The following is a 23411-nucleotide window of genomic DNA, read 5'->3' on the forward strand; positions in this document are numbered from 1 at the left end:
AAAATGCGGTTAAAAGAAAATGCAAAAAATGAACGTTAAAGAAATGCAATCTGAATTTATCAAAACTTATTTAAAACCAACATTGAAAAGTTTTGGCTACCTAACTAGCGGACAAACTTGGTGGAAAAATATGGGTGATTTTTTTATAATTATTAATCTTCAAAACTCACAGTGGAACAGTAAAGAAAAATTAAGTTTTTGTTTCAATATTGGGATTGCCCTAACAGAACAAATTAAAGATCCCAACAAAAAGAAAGCAACACATTTTGACATTCTTACTTACACTCGAGAAGAAACTTACTTGAGTGAAAGCAGAAAAAAAAGTAAATATAGAGAAGATGGTTGGTTAGGTTATTTAATAACAGAAAACACTAATATAGATGAATTTATTAGTGAATTAAAAATTGATTTTGAAGATGAAATACTGATAATATTGGAAAAACTTAAAACTTTAAAAGATTGTGTTGAGTTTTATGGTAAAATGAAAATTTGGGGAGAAATATTAGAAGTACAAGTTGAAAAATTTGGGCTTAAAGCTTAGTCCTGTTCTCCAAAGTATTCTCATGAAAAGCTGCGCAAATGTCTCTGACTTTGCGCATTTTTTGTTTCTTAGAAATTGTAAACGCGATAAAAGCCTTCTTTTTTTACAAGTAATTTTTAAATGAATTATGATTGAAACAAATTTACTTAAAACAAAAAAGCTCCAGATTTCTCTGAAGCTTTGTCTTAGTAGCGGGAACAGGACTCGAACCTGTGACCTTCGGGTTATGAGCCCGACGAGCTGCCTACTGCTCTATCCCGCGATGTTTCGGGTGCAAAGATACGCCGATTTTTGAGAAATCCAACGAAAACATTAAAAAATGTTTTATTTTCTGTATTGAGTTGATATGACTACCTTTGCAAAATAAATAGAACACAAATGTCACATAAAGCAGGTTTTGTAAACATCATCGGGAATCCAAACGTTGGAAAATCAACATTGATGAACGCCTTTGTTGGAGAACGATTATCGATTATTACATCAAAAGCACAAACAACCCGTCATCGTATTCTTGGAATCGTGAATGGCGAAGATTTTCAACTTATATTATCGGATACTCCCGGAATCATCAAGCCCGCTTATGAAATGCAGGAGTCGATGATGAACTTTGTAAAATCGGCTTTTGAAGATGCTGATATTTTAGTTTACATGGTCGAAATAGGAGAGCAGGACTTAAAAGATGAAGCTTTCTTTAATAAAATTATCCATGCTAAAATTCCGGTTTTATTATTGTTGAATAAAATCGACAACTCCAATCAGGAACAATTAGAGGAACAAGTAGCATTTTGGGCGGCAAAAGTGCCCAATGCCGAAATTTTCCCAATCTCGGCTTTACAGAATTTTAATGTACCGGAAGTTTTTAGCCGAATCATTGAGTTGTTGCCGGAATCACCTGCCTATTATCCAAAAGATCAATTGACAGACAAACCGGAACGTTTCTTTGTAAACGAAACGATTCGTGAGAAAATCTTATTGAACTATAGCAAAGAGATTCCGTATGCCGTTGAAATCGTAACGGAAGAGTTTTTTGAAGATGAAAAAATTATCAGAATCCGTTCTGTGATTATGGTCGAAAGAGAAACTCAAAAAGGAATCATCATTGGGCATAAAGGTGCCGCTTTAAAAAAGGTTGGAACAGACGCTCGTGCCGATTTAGAGAAGTTCTTCGGAAAACAAATTCATATTGAACTTTACGTGAAAGTGAACAAGAACTGGAGAAGCAATGCCAATATGTTGAAACGATTCGGGTACAATCAATAAAAAGAGTTTTCAGTCGCAGAGTTCAGTCTCAGTTTTGTAAGGTGGAAGATTTAGTATATAGCTGAAAACGGATACTGAAAACTGAAGTCCTAGCCCTGATAGTAGTGGAAATCCTTTTGTGAAGCTTTAGCGAAACAAAAGATTGAAACGGATAGCAGGAATAGCTCCTGAAAAAAAGGAATTAGTTTTGAGTTAAAAGTGGCCGTTTTAGTAGTTTTCTGACTGAATACTTAAAACTGCGACTGCTAACAAAAAAAGACTACCTTTGCAAAAAATTAAAATAAAGCATTTTGGATTTATAAGTGATAGGATTTTAGGAAACTAAAAATCTAAAATTTAGAATCTGAAATCTAAAATTCAAAAAAATGAATAACATTGTTGCGATAGTAGGAAGACCTAATGTAGGGAAATCAACCCTTTTTAATAGGCTGATACAAAGAAGAGAAGCTATTGTAGATTCGGTATCTGGGGTTACCCGTGATAGAAACTATGGTAAAAGCGAGTGGAACGGAAAAGAGTTTTCTGTAATTGATACCGGTGGATACGTTCGCGGTTCTGATGACGTATTTGAAGGTGAAATCCGCAAACAGGTGGAGCTTGCTATCGATGAAGCTGATGTTATTATTTTTGTGGTTGATGTAGAAGAAGGAATTACACCAATGGATGAAACAGTGGCGAAATTGTTGCGTAAAGTGACAAAACCCGTTTTATTGGCTGTAAATAAAGTAGATAACGCAATGCGTGAGAAAGATGCAATTGAGTTTTATAATCTTGGTTTAGGAGATTATTTTACGTTTGCAAGTATCTCAGGAAGTGGAACAGGAGATTTATTGGATGCTTTAATTGATGCGTTCCCGGAGAAACCGGAAGTTGAGGTTAAAGAAGATTTGCCTCGTTTTGCTGTTGTAGGACGTCCGAATGCTGGTAAATCAAGTTTTATCAACGCTTTGATTGGTCAGGATCGTTATATCGTAACCGATATTGCAGGAACAACCCGTGATGCCATTGATACAAAATTTGACCGTTTTGGTTTTGAATTTAATTTGGTTGATACTGCGGGAATCCGTCGTAAGGCTAAAGTAAAGGAAGATTTAGAGTTTTACTCGGTAATGCGTTCGGTTCGTGCGATTGAGCATGCTGATATTTGTATTTTGGTTATTGATGCAACCCGTGGATTTGAAGGTCAGGATCAGAGTATTTTCTGGCTGGCAGAGAAAAACCGTAAAGGGGTTGTGATCTTAGTAAACAAATGGGATTTGGTAGAAAAAGATACCATGTCGACTCGCGATTACGAAGAGAAAATCAAAAAAGAATTAATGCCTTTTACCGATGTGCCAATTTTATTCGTTTCGGCTTTAACCAAACAACGTTTGTTGAAAGCATTAGAAGCTACTGTTCAGGTTTTTGAAAACAGAAAACAAAGAATTGCTACTTCAAAATTCAACGAATACATGTTGAAGGTAATTGAAGCTTATCCGCCACCGGCAACAAAAGGGAAGTATGTGAAAATTAAATATTGTATGCAGTTGCCAACGCAAACGCCTCAGTTTGTATTTTTTGCCAACATGCCACAATACGTTAAAGAACCTTACAAACGTTACCTGGAAAATAAGATCAGAGAAAATTGGGATTTCGCAGGAGTGCCAATCGATATTTATATCAGAGAGAAATAAATTAGATAATAAAGATACATTAAACCCTTATAAGCAGATTTATAAGGGTTTTTTCTTGTTTGTTATTTTCGTATGTTATATTTATATTTCATGATAACTTTTTAGCAAACTTGCCATCTGAAGCATAAAGATAAATTGAAGAAACTGTATTTCTTGAATTCAGTAGTTGTTGCGAATTAAGATATAAAATAAAATATTGTCAAATGTTAAGAATAATGTCACGAAAATTTCCTAATTTGTTTTCGATTTTTTCAAATCTCTCTAAGATTGTGTTACAAGAATTTGCTTCAACTTTGCTAGTTCTTTTATATTCATTGGTATTTTCCTCATATTCTTTCATGTTACTTTTTTATCAAATGTTCACTAACGTTCGGATACTACATCGGATTTAGGGTTAAATTAAACTCATTATTCGGAAATATACCAATTACAAAACCAACTTCCCATTAAGTAATTGAGTAAACTTGTTGCACTAGCCATTGTGGACAGTTTTATTTTCGTCTATAAATACATTCTAGATAGCCAACATTTAATTCTTTATTATTTTCTTCGAAATGCTCTTGTCTTTCATGTGGGTCAAAAATTTGATATTCATCAAGTACTTTTTCCGTCCATTTTATTTCCATTTCTCTTGTAAATTTGTCTTTAATATTTTGGACTGTATTGGAAAAAATCATTCTTTCGAAATATTTTTGATCAAAAAGGTCTGTTAAATCACTTTCTGTGAAAAAATGTTTAAAATATTCGTGTATTTCCGGATCAGGAGAATCACTATAAGAATGTGATTGTGAATGAACCCTAACATATATTAAAGATTTTTTTTGTGTTCTTGAAATTATCTGAGAAATAATATTTTTACATTCATTTATTGAAAAAAAATGTAAAAAATCAGAAGCAATAACCAATGAAAATATTTCTTGAGGAATTTCTTTCTTTGGAATTGTAATATTCAATAAATGTAATTTACCAGCATCTTTTCCAGCGTATGATTCGATTCTTTTTTTTAATAAATTTAATTGGAACTCTTCATTGTCAATTGCAAATATTTCTTTTCCAGTTTTTGAAAACTCTACCAAGAAACTACTCTGTCCGCAGCCTAATTCAAGTATTGGTCCTTCAATAAATTCTTCTTCAAAATTTCTTAGTAAATTATGACTCTTGTGAATCATTAATTCATTAGAAAATATCTCGTTATATAATTCCCAATATATCCGTAAAGTTTCATCCATAATTTAAGCGGTTTGAATTAAAATTGTTCAAGATGTTCTGATATTGCAACAGGCTTGGAAATTAAGCCCATTCTTTCGATTTGCAAAATCATCTCAATTGCAAAACCACTTTTCAATGAAGCTTATTCTCTAAAATCGTTGTTTTAGCTGTTGTATAATATTGTTTTATTTATCTAAGTATATTTTTTCATAACTTTTTGGAACTTTTTTTAGTGTTATTTGATATATCGCAGTAAGTGTAATTAGAATTCCAAAAGAAAAGAGAAATATAAAAGTAAAAGAAATGAATTCGTAATGAAATGAACCTAGTAACAAAATAACACCGAAGAGAAAACCAAAATACTTTGTTGACCAATGTTCTCTTTCTTTATTATTTCGGCCTATATCATTTATTCGCTTTATTTCTGAGCCTCCTATAATTCTTCCTTTTATTGACACATCATTAGAAGTCTTACTAGTATGTATCAATTTTAGAACGACCCCTTTGTTAGGTTCTAAAAATTTGAAATTAATTTCTAAATGCTTATCGTCAATTTTAGTTATATTAAGTTTAGAATCAACATCTTCATTTTCTATTAATTCGTATTCTAGTATTTCATAATTATTACAAATGTTAATTTGTATTTTATTGTTTTCGGGAATTTCATTTTCCCAAATTGTAGTATTTCCAGAATTCCAAATCGCTATTTTTGAAACGGTTAAATACTTAATGTCTTTGTTTTTATATGAAATTTTTAATTCAGAAACTTTTTGGTTTAAGTTTTCGTTTATTAGATTAAAGCCTATGATTTCATAAAAAATTTCTTTTTTACTTTTTCCTTTATAGTAAAAATAATAAGCAAGGATAATTCCGATTATTCCTAATATATTTCCAAAATTACCTTTTAAAAAACGGGCTATTTCCATATTTTTTTGTTTATTATTACACAACGTTCTGATACTACGGTCGTTTTGGGACTAAATTAAGTTCATTATTCGGATTTGCTAAATTATCCCAAATATAAAATTAACTTTTCATTAAGCCAATTGATTCTATTGTTGTAGCTGCTAACTGCTGTTAATTTGTACTTATCTTAAATTTTTCTTTTTGCTTAATAATTGTAACAAATTCATTAAATTTTTCTTTTAAATCCTCAATATCACCTGTTAAGGCTTTATTTGCTAACTCAGGACGATAATCAGTTTTAACATCATTTTCGATTTTACATACTTCTTTAATGTAAATATCTAATTCTATGAATTGACTTCCAATATTGAAATTTATATTTCTTGCTAAATTATAAGTTTCAATATCTAAGTATGTTTGGTTTTCATTTAAGAATTCAACAGTATTTTTATATGATTCATACGCTTCAGTATGAAGTTCTCTAAGTTTTGTTGAGCTAGCGTATGATGTTCTGTGATTAATTGCTGTACCGTATTTATCAAACGTTCTTCTTAGTTGAAGAAAAGTTTTTGAGTAAATTTCAATCCTCCAATTTATGATTATTAAATAAAAAAGAAAAAGCGATATTACTATCAAGATTAGGCCTACCCAAAAGCCATATTCATTATTTTCTTCATTGAATACTTGTTTATTAAATATTGAAACTATTAAAAGTATTATATTGCCATTACAAAGGTTAACACCAGAAGCAAATAAGGCAGAAGCGATCGTAAATACAATGCCTCTTCTAAATATTTCTAATGTGAAAAGTTTTGTCTTAATTTTTAATGGTAGCATGTTTTTAAGTTTAATTGTAGTTAACTTGGATATATGATAAATGTGGTATTTTATTTAACCAAATATATAGATAATTCTTAATAACTCATAAAAGGAATTCTTTATGACTAGCTGTTTCTTAAAGCATTAGTCTAAAACCAAATAATATACTATTTGACCGAATGTTTCGTTCACAATAAACCTTTTGACTCTTTTGCAGTCTTACTATTTCTAACAAATCCTTTTCATGACCAAATTTTTGTATTATCTGATTGTTTTCCTTTTTTGTTATTCGGCCAGTGCACAGAATGACATTGTTCTTAAAGGAACCGTCGTAGATATCAACACCCAATTGCCACTCGAGCTGGCAACGGTTTATTTTACAACCGTTAAAGATTCTACGGTAATCGAATATGCCACAACAGATAAAAACGGTGCTTTTAGCATTAAAACCAAAAAGTACGACAAACCTGTTTTTCTGAAGGTTAACTATATGGGATACCAGCCTTATTTTGAGGAAGAAAAGAGCATTCCCGAAAGTAAAGATTTTGGGAAATTGTATTTGCTTGAAAATGTAAATGTTTTAAAGGATGTCGTGATTAAAAGCGAAGTTCCGCCAATTACCATTAAAAAAGATACTTTAGAATTTAATGCATCATCATACAAAGTGCGCCCGGACTCGAATGTAGAAACTTTATTGAAACAATTGCCGGGTTTTGATGTGGCAGCTGATGGTAAAGTTACGGTGAACGGGAGAGAAGTCAATCAGGTCCTGGTAAACGGGAAGACGTTTTTTAATAAAGACGGTGCCATAGCATTGAAGAACCTTCCTGCTGAAATAATCAAAAAAATTCAGGTGTCTGATTTTAAAACGAAGAAGGAAGAGCTTGCCAAACAAGAGTCGACTTCGGATTTTTCGAGTATCAATATCACGATCGACGAAAAGAAAAATAAAGGCTACTTTGGAAAAATACTGGGCGGTTATGGTTCTGATGAACGATATGAAAGCAGTCTGCTCCTGAACTTTTTTAACAACAAGCAAAAAATAAGCGTACTGGCCTCCTCAAACAATATTAATTCTAGCGGTTTTGCGATGGATGAAGTATTTGATAATATGGGCGGAGGACGAAATAGCAGGAGCAATAGTGGAAATTCGGGAGGCAGTAAAGGAATTACACAATCAAACCTCGTTGGGCTTAATTACTCTGACGATTGGTCGAAAAGTTTGATGGCTATGGGGAGTTATAATTTTTCGAATTCGATTAACAATAACGATAGCAAATCCGATCAGGTTAGTTTTTTGCCTACCGGAAATATTGCCACATCCTCTGATTCTAAGGCAAGAAATGAAACCACCGGAAACAATGTGAATTTTGAATTAGAATATGTGATCGACCCGACAAGCCGATTGGTTATCATACCAAAAGTGAATCAATCGCGTTCGAACAGTAATTCGTCTTCTTCGAGCTTTTCTGAAGACGAGAATGGAAATTCTCTGAATGAAAGTAATGTTAAATCGTATTCAGAAAGTACAAATACCAGTTTAGGGAACACCATAAATTTTAATAAAGGGTTCAAGAAAGAACACCGCAATTTTAATCTTTCTTTTGACAGCAACAATACCAGTACCGATAATGAGGTGCAAAATCTGTCTCAAACTATTTTTTATCAGGACAGTAAACCTAATGACGATAGAAATCAGAAGAGTTTAAACAATAATAAGAGTGATACGTATTCGCTTGAACTTGAATATACAGAGCCTGTGACGGATTCTTTGCGAATAAGATTCGGCTCTAATTTTGATTGGACGAAGGAAATTAAAGATGCCAAAACATTCGATTTTGATGATGCGACACAATCGTATTCAGATCTCAATGCGTCTCTAACAAATTATACTTCCTCAAAGCAAAATTCGTTCAGCCCAAAAGTTGGATTAACCTGGCAAAAGAGAAAGTTTACGGTCAATCTAAATTCGCGTACAGCAATGGTAGAATTTGACAATCACTCGCTATATCTGAACAATACTACTGATTTGAACAAACGATATATTTTACCTTATGGCGATTTTCAGATTCGATATAAATTTAGCCGTTCCAAAAATATGTCATTCAGGTACGATTATTCGAATGCGCTTCCTACAGCGGTTCAGCTGCTGCCGGTTTTAAATTTAACCAATCCGTTGAATACCATTACCGGGAATCCTGATTTAAATCTTATCGAAAAAAACAGTGCTAATTTTAGTTTCAGAGACTATGATTTCCGAACCCGTTCCGGTTACAGTTTGTTCATAAAAGGGGACTACTACAACAACGATGTGGTTTCAACTTCAATTTATGATGATAGCGGAAAAAGAACCACAACTTACGCGAATATCTCAGGAACTTACACGACTTCGATTGGCGGAAACTGGAATCAGTCCGTTAAAAGAGGGGCACATCTTTTTAGATATGGTTTCGGATTAAATGGCAGCTATTCTTTCGATAAAGGGTTTACAAATGCGGTATTGTACAATGCAAAATCGACAGCGATTACTCCAAAAGTCAATTTTACGTATGAATATGGTGAGCTGCTTATTATTTCTCCTGCCTATAGTTTGTCCTATAATGAAACCAAATACGAGAACTCTTCACGAGATGCCAGTTCAAATGTAGTGCACCGGATCAATTTGCAAACAACAAGTTACTGGCCTGCAAACTTAATTTTCGGAAACGATTTTGGGTACACTTATAATTCGGATATTTCGGGCAATTTCAAAAAGGATTTTTATCTCTGGAATACCAGCCTTTCCTATGGCTTTTTTGATAAAAAGGTATATGCTAAAATAAAAGTTTACGATGTCTTAAATCAAAATCAAAGTGCTACCAGAACCATTTCGGCGACTTCCATTCGGGATGAAGAAAATACAGTTCTGAAACGTTATGTGATGTTTTCATTGAGCTACAAAATAGGGAATTTTGCTGCTGCTGAAAAAGGGAAGAAGAGAAGGCAGATGGAGTAAAGGAAGGTTCAGAGTTACTGAGTTGCTGAGGGGCTAAGCTTTTATACTTAAAATGGATTCGAGAACCTGAAATAAAAAAACGAGACAGATTTAAAAACCGGTCTCGTTTGATGTATTGAAAATTAACTAACTGTTTACAAAGAATATTTCAAAGTTACTCCGTAAGTTCTTTGATCTCCAATTACTCCTGCATATTGTCCGGAATTTCCACCTGCAGGTAACAATTGCTCGTAGTAATCTTTGTTTAAAAGGTTTCTTCCCCAGAATTGAACGGATAATCCTTCTGATGCACGGAATCCTAAACGTGCGTTGAAAATAGCATATCCCTGAACGACTAGGTATTTTGAAGCGGAAGGGCTTGATGAAAACTTAGAACGTGCATAAGAATCAACCGCTACGAATATTTTTCCTTTGTTTCCGAAGAATTTTGCATTGTCAGAAAGCTCACCCCCTAAAGATCCTGCCCATTTTGATGCTCCGGGTAATTCTGATCCTGATACATCTTTAAAGGCTACAGGAGCTCCTGTTTCTTCTAACGGAAGTGGTGCATTCGTAAACTTAACATATTTTGCATCGGTATAAGTAGCAGCTGCATTTACAGTCAGGTGCTGGCTAAAAACAAAACTTGCATCAATTTCAGCACCTCTTACACGTACTTTATCAGCATTGGCAAGGTAACCACGGTTTACTCCAAGTTCGGCAGCCTGAACATTGGTTTGAAAATCTTTGATTTCCGTATTAAAGAAAGTCACGTTGAATACTGAGTTTTTAAATGGAGAAGTTTTTACTCCTACCTCATAATGATTTACTTTTTCAGGTTTGATTACGGCAAGATCCAATAATGGCAATCCTTTTGAATCTGTTGGAAGTCCGGCAACATTCACACCCACCGGTTTGTAACTTTTAGCATAGGTCGCATAAGCATTGATTTTGTCTGATGCTTTGTAAGATACCGTTATGTTTCCTGAAAAATCGGTATTGTCAGTGTTAGAAGCAAAAGACTGATCAGAGTAAACTGATTTTTTAAGCGCCAGTAAAGCCGGATCGGTAGTTTGAAGACCACCGTAGGTTGTACGGCTGTAATTAGCATCTTTTTTGTCAAAGTTATATCTTAAACCTGGTAATACGTGTAATCTTTCTGTAATAGCCCAATCAATCTGACCAAAAACGGCAGCACTCGAAGCTCTGATTCTGGCGTCTGTTTTAATTCCGTATCCTTCAAAAAGACCCGGAGTTTTCCATAATGCGCTGGTACTGCTTTGAGAGAATCTCCATTGTGCATTACCCGATTCCTCTGTTCCGTTTGTCTGCGAAGTCTGATCAATAAAGAAAGCGCCCACTACACCGCTAATTTTTGAGGTCAGCTGACCTGCATAACGTACCTCCTGAGTAAATTGTGTTTGTCTAGTTGGGTTTTGAGATTTAGCCAAAACCTGTAATCCTGTAAAGTCTCTGTCATTTGAAGGATCCCAGTTCCAAAAACGCCATGCAGTAGTTGAGGTAAGTGTTCCTGATCCAATTTTAGTATCTATATTAAGCGAAACACCACCCATGTCCTGTCCTGAACGCCATGGAGTATCATGATCAATTTTTCGGTCAAAAGCATTTTGACTTGGAAGCTGATAGTTTAAATCTTTAATGATCGCATCAAACTGTCTGTAAGCAGCTCTTTGCGTAGGCGCAACACCTGCAACAACCTGTGCGTATCCATCCGGACGCTGAGTTGTGATATCGGCAGCCAAAATAATATTGGTATTATCTGATGGAGTAAAAAGTAATTGACCTCTAATCCCCTGATTGTTTAAGCTGTTGGTCGGTCTTCCGGTTGCCACATTGTCGATTAAACCGTCACGCTGCGTACCTGAAAAAGAGATACGACCTGCTATTTTTTTACTTAAAGCTCCTGTAACCGATGCTTTAGCCTGAAGAAAAGCATAATTTCCGTAGCTCACCTCAAAATCGGCACCACTGGTAAAACTTGGTTTGCGTGTTGTAATGTTAAAAGCTCCTGAGGTAGTATTTTTACCAAATAAAGATCCTTGTGGCCCGCGTAAGACCTCGATTTGATCTACATCAATAAAGTCAAGAGTAGTTGCGGCAGGACGGGCATAATAAACACCATCTACATAAAAACCAACTCCGGGATCGATTCCGTCATTAGTAAGTCCGAAAGGAGAACCAAGACTACGAATGTTGATTCCGGTATTTCTTGGATTTGAGGAGTATAATTGTACAGAAGGAACTAGTTCTTTAATACGGTTTACGTTAAAAGCTCCGGTTTGTTCTGCTTGTTTTCCTGTAATTACGGATATTGCGATAGGCACATCCTGTACTTTTTCGATTCTTCGTCTTGAAGAAACCACCACTTCAATAAGTTCGTTTTCCTCTTTAATCGTTACCTGCAAAGGAGCTGTTGGTAAATCGACAAGTTCAATCTCGGTAGTTTTGTATCCTACATATTGAATTAACAGGGTTACAGGAAGTTTTCCTTTGCTGTCGATACTGAATTTTCCGTTTTGATCCGAAGTCGTATTGGAAGTTGTTCCTTTTATAACAATATTAGCCGCTTCTAATGGGATGTTTTCACTTGTTTTAACTACACCTTCAATGTTTTGGGCAAATGATATGGAGAAAGTAAAAATGGAGAGAATAGTAAGTATATTTTTTATCGAATTTTTCATTTTTATATTAAGTATATGTGATTAGTAGAATTTAAAATAAAATTTTTTTACCAACACATACACATTGTAGAAGAATTGTTTTTCACGGTAGTGAACTGAATATTATAATTTCTTTGCAAAAGATTTTTTGATACATTGATTGGTTGCGAATGTACTTTCATAGTTAAAATTTTGTAAATGGTTTGTGAATTATTTTTTGCAAATATATATATAAATTCTATCGATTTACTAGGAATTAAAAAATATTTTTTTATTTCTTTACCAATGAGGCGATTGTGATGCCTTGCATGGCTTTAAGAGTCTCATCGCGGATGATCATTAAACCGTGTCTTAGACTGCATTCTTCCTCGGTTTTACAATCCGAACAAGGTTCGTAAAAGTTTAATGAGGCACAAGGCAATAGCGCAATTGCACCGTCAAATAAACGGTGAATTTCTGCCAGAGTAATATCATTTTTAGAGCGTATCAGATAATATCCGCCAAATTTTCCCTGCTTACTGCTCACAAAACGACCTCGTTTCAGATCCAATAAAATCTGCTCGAGGAACTTTTTAGGAATATTGGCTCCATCAGCAATCTCAATGGTTCTTGAAATGTGATTTTCTTCCTGTTCTGCTAAATAAAGTAAGGCCTTAAGGGCGTATTTTGCTTTATGTGATAACATCTATTTTTGAATTATAAATTTGTAAAATGTAAGCTGTAAAATGTGAAATGTAAGCTGTAAAATGTAAGCTGTGAAATGTAAGCTGTGAACTGAGACTGAGACTGTCACTGCGACTGCAAAAAGAGCAACTCTACCAGCCTCCGCTTGAACCTCCTCCAGAGAAGCCTCCACCGCCAAAACCGCCGCCAAAACCACCTCCGCCACCGGATGATCCACCGCCGAAGCCTCCAAATCCGCCTCCGCTGCTTCTTCCAAGGTTACTTAGAATGATCACATCAAGCAGGCTAGGGCCTCCGCCACCGCTATTGTTGCCTGAATTATCTCCGCCGCCTCTTTTATTTCGGGACAGCAAAATTAATACAATTACAACAATTACAATGAAAGGCAGTATCGGAAAACTTTTTCCTTTGGTTTGCTTGCGCTCGCCTTTAAATTTTCCTTTAAAAACATCAATGATCGCATCCGTTCCTTTGTCTAGTCCGTTGTAAAAACTTCCGGCTTTGAACTCCGGAATAATGATATTTCGGATTATCGTTCCGCCAATTCCCGCAGTCAGTCTGTCTTCAAGACCATAACCGGGATTTATGGCAATTTTTTTCTCGTTCTTTGCCAGCAGGATAATTACACCATTATCGTCTTTTGCAGTTCCTCCAATTCCCCAGGTTTGTCCCCATTTAGTGGCCAACTGACTTACATCTTCGCCTTTTAAACTCTCGATGGTGATCACTACAATTTGAGTGGTAGTCGAATCTGAATAACGTATTAGTTTTTGTTCCAGCTGTGCTTTTTCAGTTGCGCTTAAAATGTTGGCATAATCGTAAACTGAAGTTTGTAAAGTTGGTTTTTCCGGAATTGTAAATTGTGCAAAAATACTGTTACAGGTAATAAGCGCGATAAACAAAAGAGTAAGCTGAAAAATTCTGTTGGAATTTGAGATTTTGTATTTGGAATTCTTCATTATTTATCCTTTTGATATTTCGTTTGATAATTCGTTGGTGTCACCTTCAGACCACGGAAAGTATTTTTTTAATTGTTCGCCGGCATTCAAAATACCGTCAACAATACCTTGTTTAAATTTTCCTGATTTAAATTGTACAATCATGGCGTCTTTGGTACAATCCCAAAAATCTGTGGTAACCACATCGTTTATGCCTTTGTCTCCACAAATTGCAAAAGTTTTATCGGCTACGGCAAAGTAAAACAGCACCCCGTTTTTAAGTGAGGTTTCGTGCATTTTTAATTCATGAAAAACTTCCAGAGCCCTGTCAAAAGGAGCCTTGGAAGAGCTTTGTTCTATATGTACTCTAATTTCGCCAGAAGTGTTTTTTTCGGACACGCGAATCGCTTCAACAATTTCCAGCTCTTCTTCTTTGGATAAAAAATCTTCTACTTTTGACATCGAAATTATTTTTGAGTGAAGATTAACGATTTTAGTTTTCAGCATTAAACTGTAGTCTAAAATCGTTAATCAAAAATATTAAATCTAATTTTTAGAATTTTACTTCAACTGGTTTTTCTGCTCCGGCAACCGCTTCAAAGTATGGTTTTTCTTTGTATTCACTTAAAAACCATTTGTTAGGAATAGAAAGAACATATCCGTTGTAGGTTTGTACCGATTCGTTAAAACGGGTTCTTGCCGTTAAAATTTGATTTTCAGTACTAGCCAGTTCATCCTGTAATTTCAGGAAGTTTTCGTTTGCTTTTAACGTTGGATACTGCTCAACAGAAACTAACAATTTTGACAAAGAAGAGGATACTCCGCTTTGTGCCTGATTGAACTGTGCTAATTGCTCAGGAGTTACATTACTTGGGTCAATTGTTACAGAAGTTGCTTTTGCTCTTGCTTCAATAACAGCCGTTAAAGTTGATTTTTCAAAATCGGCAGCCCCTTTTACAGTGTTCACTAAGTTTCCGATAAGGTCATTACGTCTTTGGTAAGTGGTACTCACATTTCCCCACTCTTTATTAACAGCCTGACTGTGTTGTAAAGCGCTATTTTTAATTCCAATTGACCAAACTGCAATAATTATAACTAGTGCTACAATAATTCCTACGGGGATTAACCATTTTTTCATATCTGTTTTGATTTAAGTTTGTTTCTGATTTATTTAATATGTTATAATTCGTTCTTAATTTCGGTTAATTGTATTTTAATGGTCTCTAATTTACGTATTATTTCGAATTTATCTAATGTTTTCTTTTGTCCTTCTTTCAAATGTGTTTTGGCACCTTCAAGCGTAAAACCTCTTTCTTTAACCAAATGATAAATCAATTGTAAGTTGGTAATGTCTTCGGGTGTAAACATTCTGTTGCCTTTGGCATTTTTTTTAGGTTTCAAAATATCAAATTCGCTATCCCAAAACCGAATCAATGATGCATTGACATTAAAAGCTTTGGCTACTTCGCCAATACTATAATATCGTTTATCTTTTGAAAGCTCAATATGCATGTTTCTTAATTTTCTATTTTATTCCAAAAATACTACTTTTTACAGTATTAATCTAATGACTGATTTTCCTGGTTCGCCATTTGTGAAATGGCCACATATTCGACTGCCGAAATATTACCGTAGTAGAAGTTCAGCGGATTTACAACTTTTCCGTCTTTGTGCACTTCATAATGACAGTGTGGTCCTTCAGATCTTCCCGTACTTCCCACATAACCAATAACGTCGCCTCGTTTTACACGCTGTCCGGGTCTGCAATTGTATTTGCTTAAATGTGCATACAAACTTTCGTAGCCAAAACCATGCCTGATGACCACATGGTTTCCAAATCCTGACGCCGAATTATCAGCCCGATCGATAACACCATCTCCTGTAGCATAAACCGGAGAACCTGTTTTGGCGGTGAAATCCATTCCGTTATGCATTTTTCTTACTTTGGTAAACGGATCGGTTCGGTATCCAAAACCCGAAGCCATACGTATTAAATTCTCGTTTCGTACAGGCTGAATTGCCGGAATCGCCAGTAATAAATTGCCTTTTGTACTTGCCAGCTTTAGAATTTCATCCAACGATTTGGACTGAATGGCCAATTCTTTAGAGAGGCGGTCGATTCGTTTTGTGGTGTTTAAAACCAGCTGAGAATTGTTGTAACCTTCTAAATCTTTGTATTTTCTATAATCTCTAAAACCTGCTTTTCGAAGAGAATCCGGAATTTCGGCTTTATTAAAATAGACTCGGTATATGTTATTGTCTCTGTTTTCTAATGCTTCTGCAACGGCATCGATCTCGTCCATTTTTCTGTTTAAAACGGCATATTGTAATTTCAGGTTTTCAATTTCACGTGCCTGTAAGCGATCTTTTGGTGTTTCGAAATAAGGCGTATTGATTAAAAGGATAAAAACTAAAAAGCCAAACAGTGCCGAAGCCAATAAAAATAGTAAAGCATAGCCAATTTTAGCCCTTTTTCGGGTCTTTATTTTCGTATAAGCCAGATTTTCTGAGTCGTAATAATATTTTACTTTCGCCATATTTTAAAATACCCTATTTTTGCAGCTTGTAAAATAAGTTAGTCGAACAAATTTAATAAATGTTTCATGATGTTCGCAGCTTTTTTCAAGATTAAAACAAATTAGATAATGTGTCAATTTGATAATTAGATAATGTCTTAAAAGCGAAATTTATTGTTTTTAACTTTAATTTTTGTGCTAAAAAGAGGTAAGTATCACATTTTCAGATTCACATATTCCCTAATTAATTATTACATTTTCAATTGACACATTTTCTAATTTTAATATGAAATCACAAGACGTACGTAAACAATTTTTAGATTTTTTTGAGAGTAAAGGACACACTATCGTGCCATCAGCTCCTATTGTACTTAAAGACGACCCAACCTTAATGTTCAACAACTCGGGAATGGCCCAGTTTAAAGAATATTTCTTAGGAAATGGAACGCCAAAAAGTCCAAGAATTGCCGATACGCAAAAATGTCTTCGTGTTTCCGGAAAACATAATGATCTTGAAGAAGTAGGTATTGATACTTATCACCATACCATGTTTGAGATGTTAGGAAACTGGTCTTTTGGTGATTACTTCAAAAAAGAAGCAATCAACTGGGCTTGGGAATTACTGACAGAAGTATATAAAATTCCAAAAGAAAACCTTTATGTTTCGGTTTTCGAAGGAAGTAAAGAAGATAACGTTCCGTTTGACCAGGAAGCCTGGGATATCTGGAAAGAATTAATTGATGAAGACCGAATTATTCTAGGAAATAAAAAAGACAATTTCTGGGAAATGGGAGATCAGGGACCTTGCGGACCTTGTTCTGAAATTCATGTTGATTTGCGTACTCCGGAAGAGAAAGCAGCCGTTTCGGGTAAAAGTTTAGTAAACAACGATCATCCACAGGTAGTTGAAATCTGGAATAATGTATTCATGGAATTCAACCGTAAGGCTGATGGTTCGTTAGAAAAACTTCCGGCACAACACGTAGATACCGGAATGGGATTTGAGCGTTTGTGTATGGCATTACAAGGAAAAACATCGAATTATGATACCGATGTTTTCATGCCTTTGATTAGAGAAATTGAAACGATTACCGGAGCAAATTATACGGTTAAAGCATCAAATGAAGCGGAAGAAAAAGTAAATATTGCGATTCGTGTTATTGCTGACCACGTTCGTGCGGTAGCTTTTGCTATTGCTGATGGACAGTTACCATCTAACACGGGGGCTGGTTATGTAATTCGTCGAATTTTGCGTCGTGCAATTCGTTACGGATTTACTTTCTTAAATATAAAAGAAGCTTTTATCTATAAATTAGTAGAAACTTTGAGTGAACAAATGGGAGATTCTTTCCCGGAAATCAGAACTCAAAAAGCACTTTGCTCGAATGTGATTCGTGAAGAAGAAAACTCTTTCTTACGTACGCTTGATCAGGGATTGGTGCTTTTAGATGCTGTGATTTTAAACAATACAGGAGATACAATTGATGGTAAAAAAGCTTTTGAATTGTATGATACTTATGGTTTTCCTATCGATTTAACGGCTTTGATTCTTTCTGAAAAAGGATTGAAACTGGATGAAAAAGGATTTCAGGAGCAACTACAATTGCAAAAAGAACGTTCGCGTGCAGCTTCAAAAGTTACTGCTGGTGACTGGAATGTACTTGTAGAAGATGATATTCAGGAATTTGTAGGGTACGACAGATTATCACATCAGGTAAAAATCACGAAATACCGCAGGGTAGATAGTGTAAAAGATGGTGAAATTTACCAGTTGGTTTTCAATGCAACTCCGTTTTATGGAGAAAGCGGAGGACAGACCGGAGATAAGGGGTATCTGGAGTCTCAAAATGGTGATATCGTTTACATCATCGATACTAAAAAAGAAAACAATCAAACGATACATTTGGCAAAATCGTTACCTGAAAATCTAACAGGAACTTTTAATGCTGTTGTTGATGCGAATCAAAGAGCAAAAACATCGTCAAATCACTCGGCTACGCATTTATTGCACCAGGGATTGCGTAAAATATTAGGTACTCATATCGAGCAAAAAGGATCTATGGTTCGAAATGCTTCCTTGCGTTTTGACTTTTCTCACTTCTCAAAAGTATCCGATGAGGAATTGAAAGAAGTAGAGAATTTTGTGAATGCAAGAATTCGTGAGAGTTTGCCTTTAATTGAAAAAAGAGCCATTTCCAAAGATCAGGCTCTTGAAGAAGGAGCAATTGCTTTGTTTGGTGAGAAATATGGAGATCTGGTTCGTATGATTAAGTTTGGCGATTCTGTCGAATTGTGCGGTGGAACTCACGTAGCAAATACTTCAGATATCTGGCATTTTAAAATTGTTTCAGAAGGAGCTGTAGCAGCAGGAATCAGAAGAATTGAGGCAATCACCAGTGAAGCTGCAAAAGATTATTTTGAGTCGCAATTGCTTTCTTATGACGAAATTAAAGAGACCTTGAAGAACGCTCAGGATCCTGTGAAAGCGATCCAGTCTTTACAGGAAGAAAACATTCAGTTGAAAAAACAACTGGAAGTACTATTGAAAGATAAAGCCAAAAACATGAAAGGTGATTTGGCAAAAGAATTACAAGAAGTAAACGGAATCCAATTCCTTGCCAAACAAGTGGATCTGAATGCCGAAGGAGCAAAAGATCTGGCTTATGATTTAGGGAATTTAGGAAACAATCTGTTTTTACTTTTGGCTACTGCCGAAGATGGAAAACCGATGTTAACATGTTACATCTCTAAAGAATTAGTTGCCGAAAGAAAACTAAACGCAGGACAAGTAGTTCGTGAATTAGGAAAATACATCCAGGGAGGAGGAGGAGGACAGCCTTTCTTCGCTACCGCAGGAGGTAAAAATGCTGACGGAATCGCTGAGGCTCTAGCTAAAGCAGTGGATTTTGTGAAGTAATTTTTTTCTAAGTCGCTAAGGATCTAAGGTTCTAAGCTTTTAAAATTTTATAACAAACCCGACAGGTTTTTAAAACCTGTCGGGTTTTGTATTTAATGTAAATTCAACAGCGTTCAGCTTCAGCTGGATGTTTCTTGAAGTTAAAAAGAAAAGGGCTTTAGCTAAACTGTTACGTTTGGCTAAAGCCCTTTGTCTTAATTTATTTTTATCTTAGAACCTTAGTACCTTAGCGCCTCAGCACCTTAAAAACATTATTTACGTTCACCTATCTGCTGGCGCCACATCGCATAATACAATCCTTTTTCGAAAATTAAATCTTCGTGTTTTCCCTGTTCGATGATTTTTCCTTGTTCCAGAACAAAAATCTTATCCGCATGCATTACGGTTGATAAACGATGCGCAATTAAAACCGTGATTCTGTTTTTGTCTGATATATTACGAATTGTGGTATTGATTTCTTCTTCGGTAATAGAGTCTAAAGCAGAGGTAGCTTCATCAAAAATCAATAAATTCGGATTTCTTAATATAGCGCGGGCAATCGATAAACGTTGTTTTTCTCCACCGGAAACTTTGATTCCTCCTTCACCGATTGTGGTATTTAGGCCGTCTTCTGCACGTTGCAGCAGTTTTTCACAGCTCGCTCTTTTTAAAGCGTCGTATAAGTCTTCATCGGTTGCATTAGGTCTTACGAATAATAAATTCTCCCGAATGGTTCCTGAGAACAGTTGTGCGTCCTGAGTAACGAATCCTAATTGCTTTCTTAGATCCAGCAAATCAATTTCTGCCGAATCGATGTCGTTGTAAAACACCTGACCTTCAGCGGGTGTGTACAATCCAACCAGTAATTTTACCAAAGTGGTTTTCCCTGATCCTGAAGGCCCCACAAAAGCGACGGTTTGACCTTGTTTGATATCGAAATTAATATTTTCTACAGCTTTAAATTTAGCTGTTTTGTGCTGGAAACTCACATTAGAGAAAAGCAGGGACTGGATTGCTCCAACGTGTTTAGGATTCTTTGGGCGAAATTCTTTAGGAGCACTCAGTAAGGTTTTGAAATTTTCCATTGAAACCTTTGTTTCATTAAGCGCGATAATAAAATTCCCTAGTTCTTGTAAAGGCCCAAAAATAAAGAAGGTGAAAAACACCATGGTCAATAAATCACCTACAATAATTTTATTCCCAAACAAGAAATAATACAACGTAAAGACCACGCAGGTTCTTAAAAAATGAACTGTTGTACCCTGTATAAAACTCAAACTTCTGATAAAACGGATTTTCTGAAGTTCGAGTTGCAGAATTTTAAAGGTGTTCAGGTTAAGACGTTTTTCTTCCTGATACGTTAAACCAAGACTTTTTACCAATTCAATGTTTCTTAAACTTTCGGTTGTAGAACCAGCCAGAGCATTGGTTTGATTTACGATTTTTTTAGAAACAACTTTTATCTTTTTACCTAAGTACGAACTTACCAAGGCAATAATTGGAGCCGTAACCAAAAAGATAAGCGAAATACGATAATCGATTCGGGCGACATAAACAATCACGAATACAAAACCAATGACAGTTTGAAAAATTAAAGAGATTGATAGTGTAATTAACTTCTCAGAATCAGAGCGTACTTTGGTCAATTTGCTCAAAGTTTCACCACTTCGCTGATCTTCAAATTCAGCAAACGGCAGATCGAGTGATTTTTTAATTCCATCCGTATACATTTGCGCTCCGGTGCGCTGAATTACTACATTCGTAAAATAGTCCTGAAAGTTTTTGGTAATTCTGGAAACCATTGCAGCACCAAGAGATAGTCCGAGCCAGAACGACAGCGATTTGATAAAACCAATTTCGTTTCCGGCGTATTTATGTAAACCAACACCGCAATCCTGCATAAGTTTACCCGTAATAATAGAGTCTGACAAGCTAAAACAGATGTTAATAGAAGCCATAACCAAAGCAAAAAACAAGAGCATTTTGTGTTTGATTATATAAGAATACAATAATTTCATAAGTAAAATTGAATTTGTGGAAGATGCAAAAGTAATGAATAGTTTAACGCTGTTAAGTTGCTTTTTGTTATTAAAAATGTAAATTTTTTTACAGCTGAAATTACCGGTATTTTTTTACTCCTAAATGTTTTAATTTTTCATAAAACATCTTTTTTAAACACTAGAGCAATAGAATAAAAACTAAGAAAAAAGCTAAGCATTTATGAGGTGTTTTACTTTTTTTATGAATTTTTAGCACTACTAATTTTTAGATACATGCTTTGTTATTAGTGAATTGACAGCAATTTTTGGGGTATGTCATATTTTTCAATGTGGGATACCGTAAGGTTTTCATTTTGGGTTGTATTACGTTTGCAGCAAAATAATTTAATCAAACCCAAATGAAAAAAATTTTATGCCTTTTTAGTGCTTTAGCCCTGGTACTAACTTCATGTTCAAGCGATGATGCTGCAGATGCATCTTCTTCATTAAAACCATCAAAAGTAGCATATTCTTATTCTGATGCTAAAGACAATTACTTTTCAGAAATGAAATATGAGGGGAATAAATTGGTAACTGAAACTGATGATGACGGTTACACTATAAAATACCATTATATTGACGATTTAATCTCAAAAACGGAAGAATTCGGAACAGATAAAGCACTTCAATCGACTACTGAGTATAGCTATTCTGCAGGAAAATTAGCTTCTGAAACTGTAAAAAATACAGGGGAGACTCGATATTATAAAACAAAATATACACATAACGGAGACGGTACCGTTTCTTTTGCAGAGTTTTATATTAATGCTAAAACAGGAGTTGAAGAAGAAGGTGGAAAGATTGGAAAATATACCTACAAAGACGGTAACTTAGTGAAATACGAGAGCTCTTTCTATGGTAAACCAAACTCTACTTATACTTACGAATATGATTCAAAAAAGAATCCTACTGCTAATGTTACGGGGATTAAACTTTTGTTAGGTATGGAAGAAAGTGCTTCGGCTAATAATGTTGTTAAAATTACAGGTACTTCATCAACGTCAACTTTTGTTAGTACTTTCTCTTATCTTTACAACGATAGTAATTTCCCAACTGAGAAAAAACAATTTGGAAATGGCGGTGCATTAAACGAGACAGCGCAGTACACATACTAAAAAGCAGTTTTTAGAATTTATATGAAAAACCAAATACTTCTGTATTTGGTTTTTTTATTGCTGAAAATTGGTGAAATTCGTGTTCAAATTAAATGTCATGCAATTCAGAACCCAAATTCCAATTTCTAAAACCAATAATCCAATCGATTATACTTCGAAAGTAATGGCGATAGGGTCTTGCTTTGCAGAGAATATGGCGGAGAAATTTGATTACTTCAAGTTTCAAAACGCCACAAATCCGTTTGGGATTATCTTTAATCCGGTTTCAATTGAGAAGATAATCAGCCGGGTAGTAAAGCAGGAAGTATACACCGAAAAAGATGTTTTTTTTCATAACGAACGCTGGCATTGTTTTGAGGTACATTCGGATTTAAGCCATTCGGACCGACAGGAATTATTGGAAACCTTAAACAAAACCGTTTCAGAAACGGCCAGACACTTACAGGAAGCGTCACATATCATTATCACCTACGGAACTTCGTGGGTTTACCGGAATTTAGAAAGCGATCAGATTGTGGCCAATTGCCATAAAGTCCCTCAAAAACAATTCGCAAAAGAGCTGCTATCAGTTGACGTAATTCAAAAAAGCATTCAGCATACAATAGATTTGATTCAGGTTTTAAATCCGAATGTAAATTTCGTTTTTACCGTTTCTCCTGTCCGACATATCAAAGATGGTTTTGCCGAAAATCAACTGAGTAAATCACATTTATTTGCAGGACTTCACCACAATCTGCAAGCTACAATCTACAATCAAAAATTAGGATATTTTCCGTCTTACGAAATTATGATGGACGAACTTCGGGATTACCGCTTTTATGCCGAAGATATGCTGCACCCCAACGCTGTAGCAATTGATTATATCTGGCAGCGATTCAGCGAAAACTATATTGCCGAAAACAGTACTTCGACCATGAAAGAGGTAGATGAAATTCAGAAGAGTCTGCGTCATCGAAGCTTCAATCCCGAGTCTGAACAACATCAGAAATTCTTAGCCAAACTGCATCAAAAAGCAGAAAGTCTAAACGCTAAATTTTCTCATATCAGGTTTTAAATCCTGATTTTATGTTTTTAAACAGGCCAAATAAATAAACCGGAAAAACGAAATCGCGGGAAATACAAAGTTTAAACGAAACGTTGTATTTCCCGCGATTTAGCAC

General features: G+C 35.1%; 18 protein-coding genes and 1 tRNA gene. 7 read left to right on the forward strand and 12 right to left on the reverse strand.

Translation table 11 applies throughout. The features are described 5' to 3' along the window. The first annotated feature begins 28 nt into the window (after positions 1 to 28). On the forward strand, positions 29 to 541 hold the full coding sequence (locus ACN1CN_RS11185; protein WP_419135723.1) for a DUF4304 domain-containing protein: 513 nt from the start codon (positions 29 to 31) through the stop codon (positions 539 to 541). Positions 542 to 730: 189 nt separating this feature from the next. Here ACN1CN_RS11185 and ACN1CN_RS11190 read toward each other — a convergent pair. Beyond that, a tRNA-Met gene (locus ACN1CN_RS11190) sits at positions 731 to 803 on the reverse strand. A gap of 116 nt (positions 804 to 919) precedes the next feature. On the opposite strand from ACN1CN_RS11190, the gene era reads away from it, so the two are divergent. Both era and der read left to right on the forward strand, forming a co-directional pair. Continuing rightward, positions 920 to 1801 carry a GTPase Era gene (gene era, locus ACN1CN_RS11195; protein ID WP_291285385.1) on the forward strand — a complete coding sequence of 294 codons (882 nt, stop codon included), beginning with the start codon at positions 920 to 922 and terminating at the stop codon, positions 1799 to 1801. Positions 1802 to 2166: 365 nt separating this feature from the next. Next, the gene (gene der, locus ACN1CN_RS11200) at positions 2167 to 3474 is read left to right on the forward strand and encodes a ribosome biogenesis GTPase Der (protein WP_017498805.1); all 1308 of its coding nucleotides are present in this window, start codon (positions 2167 to 2169) and stop codon (positions 3472 to 3474) included. Between the two features lie 491 nt (positions 3475 to 3965). On the opposite strand, the gene ACN1CN_RS11205 is transcribed toward der, so the two are convergent. From ACN1CN_RS11205 to ACN1CN_RS11215, 3 genes are all read right to left on the reverse strand, one after another. Further along, entirely contained in the window at positions 3966 to 4703 is a 738-nt protein-coding gene (locus ACN1CN_RS11205; protein WP_419135725.1) for a methyltransferase domain-containing protein, read from the reverse strand. A 165-nt stretch (positions 4704 to 4868) separates the two neighbouring features. Beyond that, a complete protein-coding gene (locus tag ACN1CN_RS11210) occupies positions 4869 to 5609 on the reverse strand; it encodes a hypothetical protein (RefSeq protein ID WP_419135726.1) in 741 nt (246 codons plus the stop codon). Positions 5610 to 5760: 151 nt separating this feature from the next. Next, a complete protein-coding gene (locus ACN1CN_RS11215) occupies positions 5761 to 6426 on the reverse strand; it encodes a hypothetical protein (protein WP_419135727.1) in 666 nt (221 codons plus the stop codon). Between the two features lie 226 nt (positions 6427 to 6652). On the opposite strand from ACN1CN_RS11215, the gene ACN1CN_RS11220 reads away from it, so the two are divergent. Beyond that, the gene (locus tag ACN1CN_RS11220) at positions 6653 to 9403 is read left to right on the forward strand and encodes an outer membrane beta-barrel protein (protein ID WP_419135728.1); all 2751 of its coding nucleotides are present in this window, start codon (positions 6653 to 6655) and stop codon (positions 9401 to 9403) included. Between the two features lie 134 nt (positions 9404 to 9537). Here ACN1CN_RS11220 and ACN1CN_RS11225 read toward each other — a convergent pair whose 3' ends face one another. The 7 genes from ACN1CN_RS11225 to ACN1CN_RS11255 all read right to left on the reverse strand — a co-directional run bounded on the left by ACN1CN_RS11225 (position 9538) and on the right by ACN1CN_RS11255 (position 16222). After that, a complete protein-coding gene (locus ACN1CN_RS11225) occupies positions 9538 to 12084 on the reverse strand; it encodes a TonB-dependent receptor (protein ID WP_419135729.1) in 2547 nt (848 codons plus the stop codon). A gap of 250 nt (positions 12085 to 12334) precedes the next feature. After that, complete coding sequence (locus tag ACN1CN_RS11230; protein ID WP_173964655.1) at positions 12335 to 12748, reverse strand: RrF2 family transcriptional regulator; 414 nt, start codon at positions 12746 to 12748, stop codon at positions 12335 to 12337. A gap of 130 nt (positions 12749 to 12878) precedes the next feature. Beyond that, positions 12879 to 13706 carry a TPM domain-containing protein gene (locus ACN1CN_RS11235; protein ID WP_419135731.1) on the reverse strand — a complete coding sequence of 276 codons (828 nt, stop codon included), beginning with the start codon at positions 13704 to 13706 and terminating at the stop codon, positions 12879 to 12881. A gap of 3 nt (positions 13707 to 13709) precedes the next feature. Next, entirely contained in the window at positions 13710 to 14147 is a 438-nt protein-coding gene (locus ACN1CN_RS11240) for a TPM domain-containing protein (RefSeq protein WP_419135732.1), read from the reverse strand. A gap of 91 nt (positions 14148 to 14238) precedes the next feature. Beyond that, positions 14239 to 14823, reverse strand: coding sequence for a LemA family protein (locus ACN1CN_RS11245; RefSeq protein WP_419135733.1), 585 nt, complete (start codon positions 14821 to 14823; stop codon positions 14239 to 14241). Positions 14824 to 14864: 41 nt separating this feature from the next. Further along, positions 14865 to 15197 carry a MerR family transcriptional regulator gene (locus ACN1CN_RS11250; protein WP_291285379.1) on the reverse strand — a complete coding sequence of 111 codons (333 nt, stop codon included), beginning with the start codon at positions 15195 to 15197 and terminating at the stop codon, positions 14865 to 14867. A gap of 47 nt (positions 15198 to 15244) precedes the next feature. Then, positions 15245 to 16222, reverse strand: a complete 978-nt coding sequence (locus ACN1CN_RS11255) for a M23 family metallopeptidase (protein ID WP_419135734.1) — start codon at positions 16220 to 16222, stop codon at positions 15245 to 15247. Between the two features lie 265 nt (positions 16223 to 16487). On the opposite strand from ACN1CN_RS11255, the gene alaS reads away from it, so the two are divergent. Further along, positions 16488 to 19118 carry an alanine--tRNA ligase gene (gene alaS / locus ACN1CN_RS11260; RefSeq protein WP_419135735.1) on the forward strand — a complete coding sequence of 877 codons (2631 nt, stop codon included), beginning with the start codon at positions 16488 to 16490 and terminating at the stop codon, positions 19116 to 19118. 251 nt (positions 19119 to 19369) lie between these two features. Here alaS and ACN1CN_RS11265 read toward each other — a convergent pair whose 3' ends face one another. After that, complete coding sequence (locus ACN1CN_RS11265; protein ID WP_419135736.1) at positions 19370 to 21115, reverse strand: ABC transporter ATP-binding protein; 1746 nt, start codon at positions 21113 to 21115, stop codon at positions 19370 to 19372. Between the two features lie 380 nt (positions 21116 to 21495). Between ACN1CN_RS11265 and ACN1CN_RS11270 the strand changes: the two genes are divergently transcribed. Together ACN1CN_RS11270 and ACN1CN_RS11275 are read left to right on the forward strand one after the other, a co-directional pair. After that, positions 21496 to 22251, forward strand: coding sequence for a hypothetical protein (locus tag ACN1CN_RS11270; protein ID WP_419135737.1), 756 nt, complete (start codon positions 21496 to 21498; stop codon positions 22249 to 22251). A 97-nt stretch (positions 22252 to 22348) separates the two neighbouring features. After that, on the forward strand, positions 22349 to 23305 hold the full coding sequence (locus tag ACN1CN_RS11275; protein WP_419135738.1) for a GSCFA domain-containing protein: 957 nt from the start codon (positions 22349 to 22351) through the stop codon (positions 23303 to 23305). Positions 23306 to 23411 lie beyond the last annotated feature (106 nt).

Source organism: Flavobacterium sp. T12S277 (assembly GCF_048514875.1).
In the GTDB taxonomy this organism is placed as follows: Bacteria; Bacteroidota; Bacteroidia; order Flavobacteriales; family Flavobacteriaceae; genus Flavobacterium.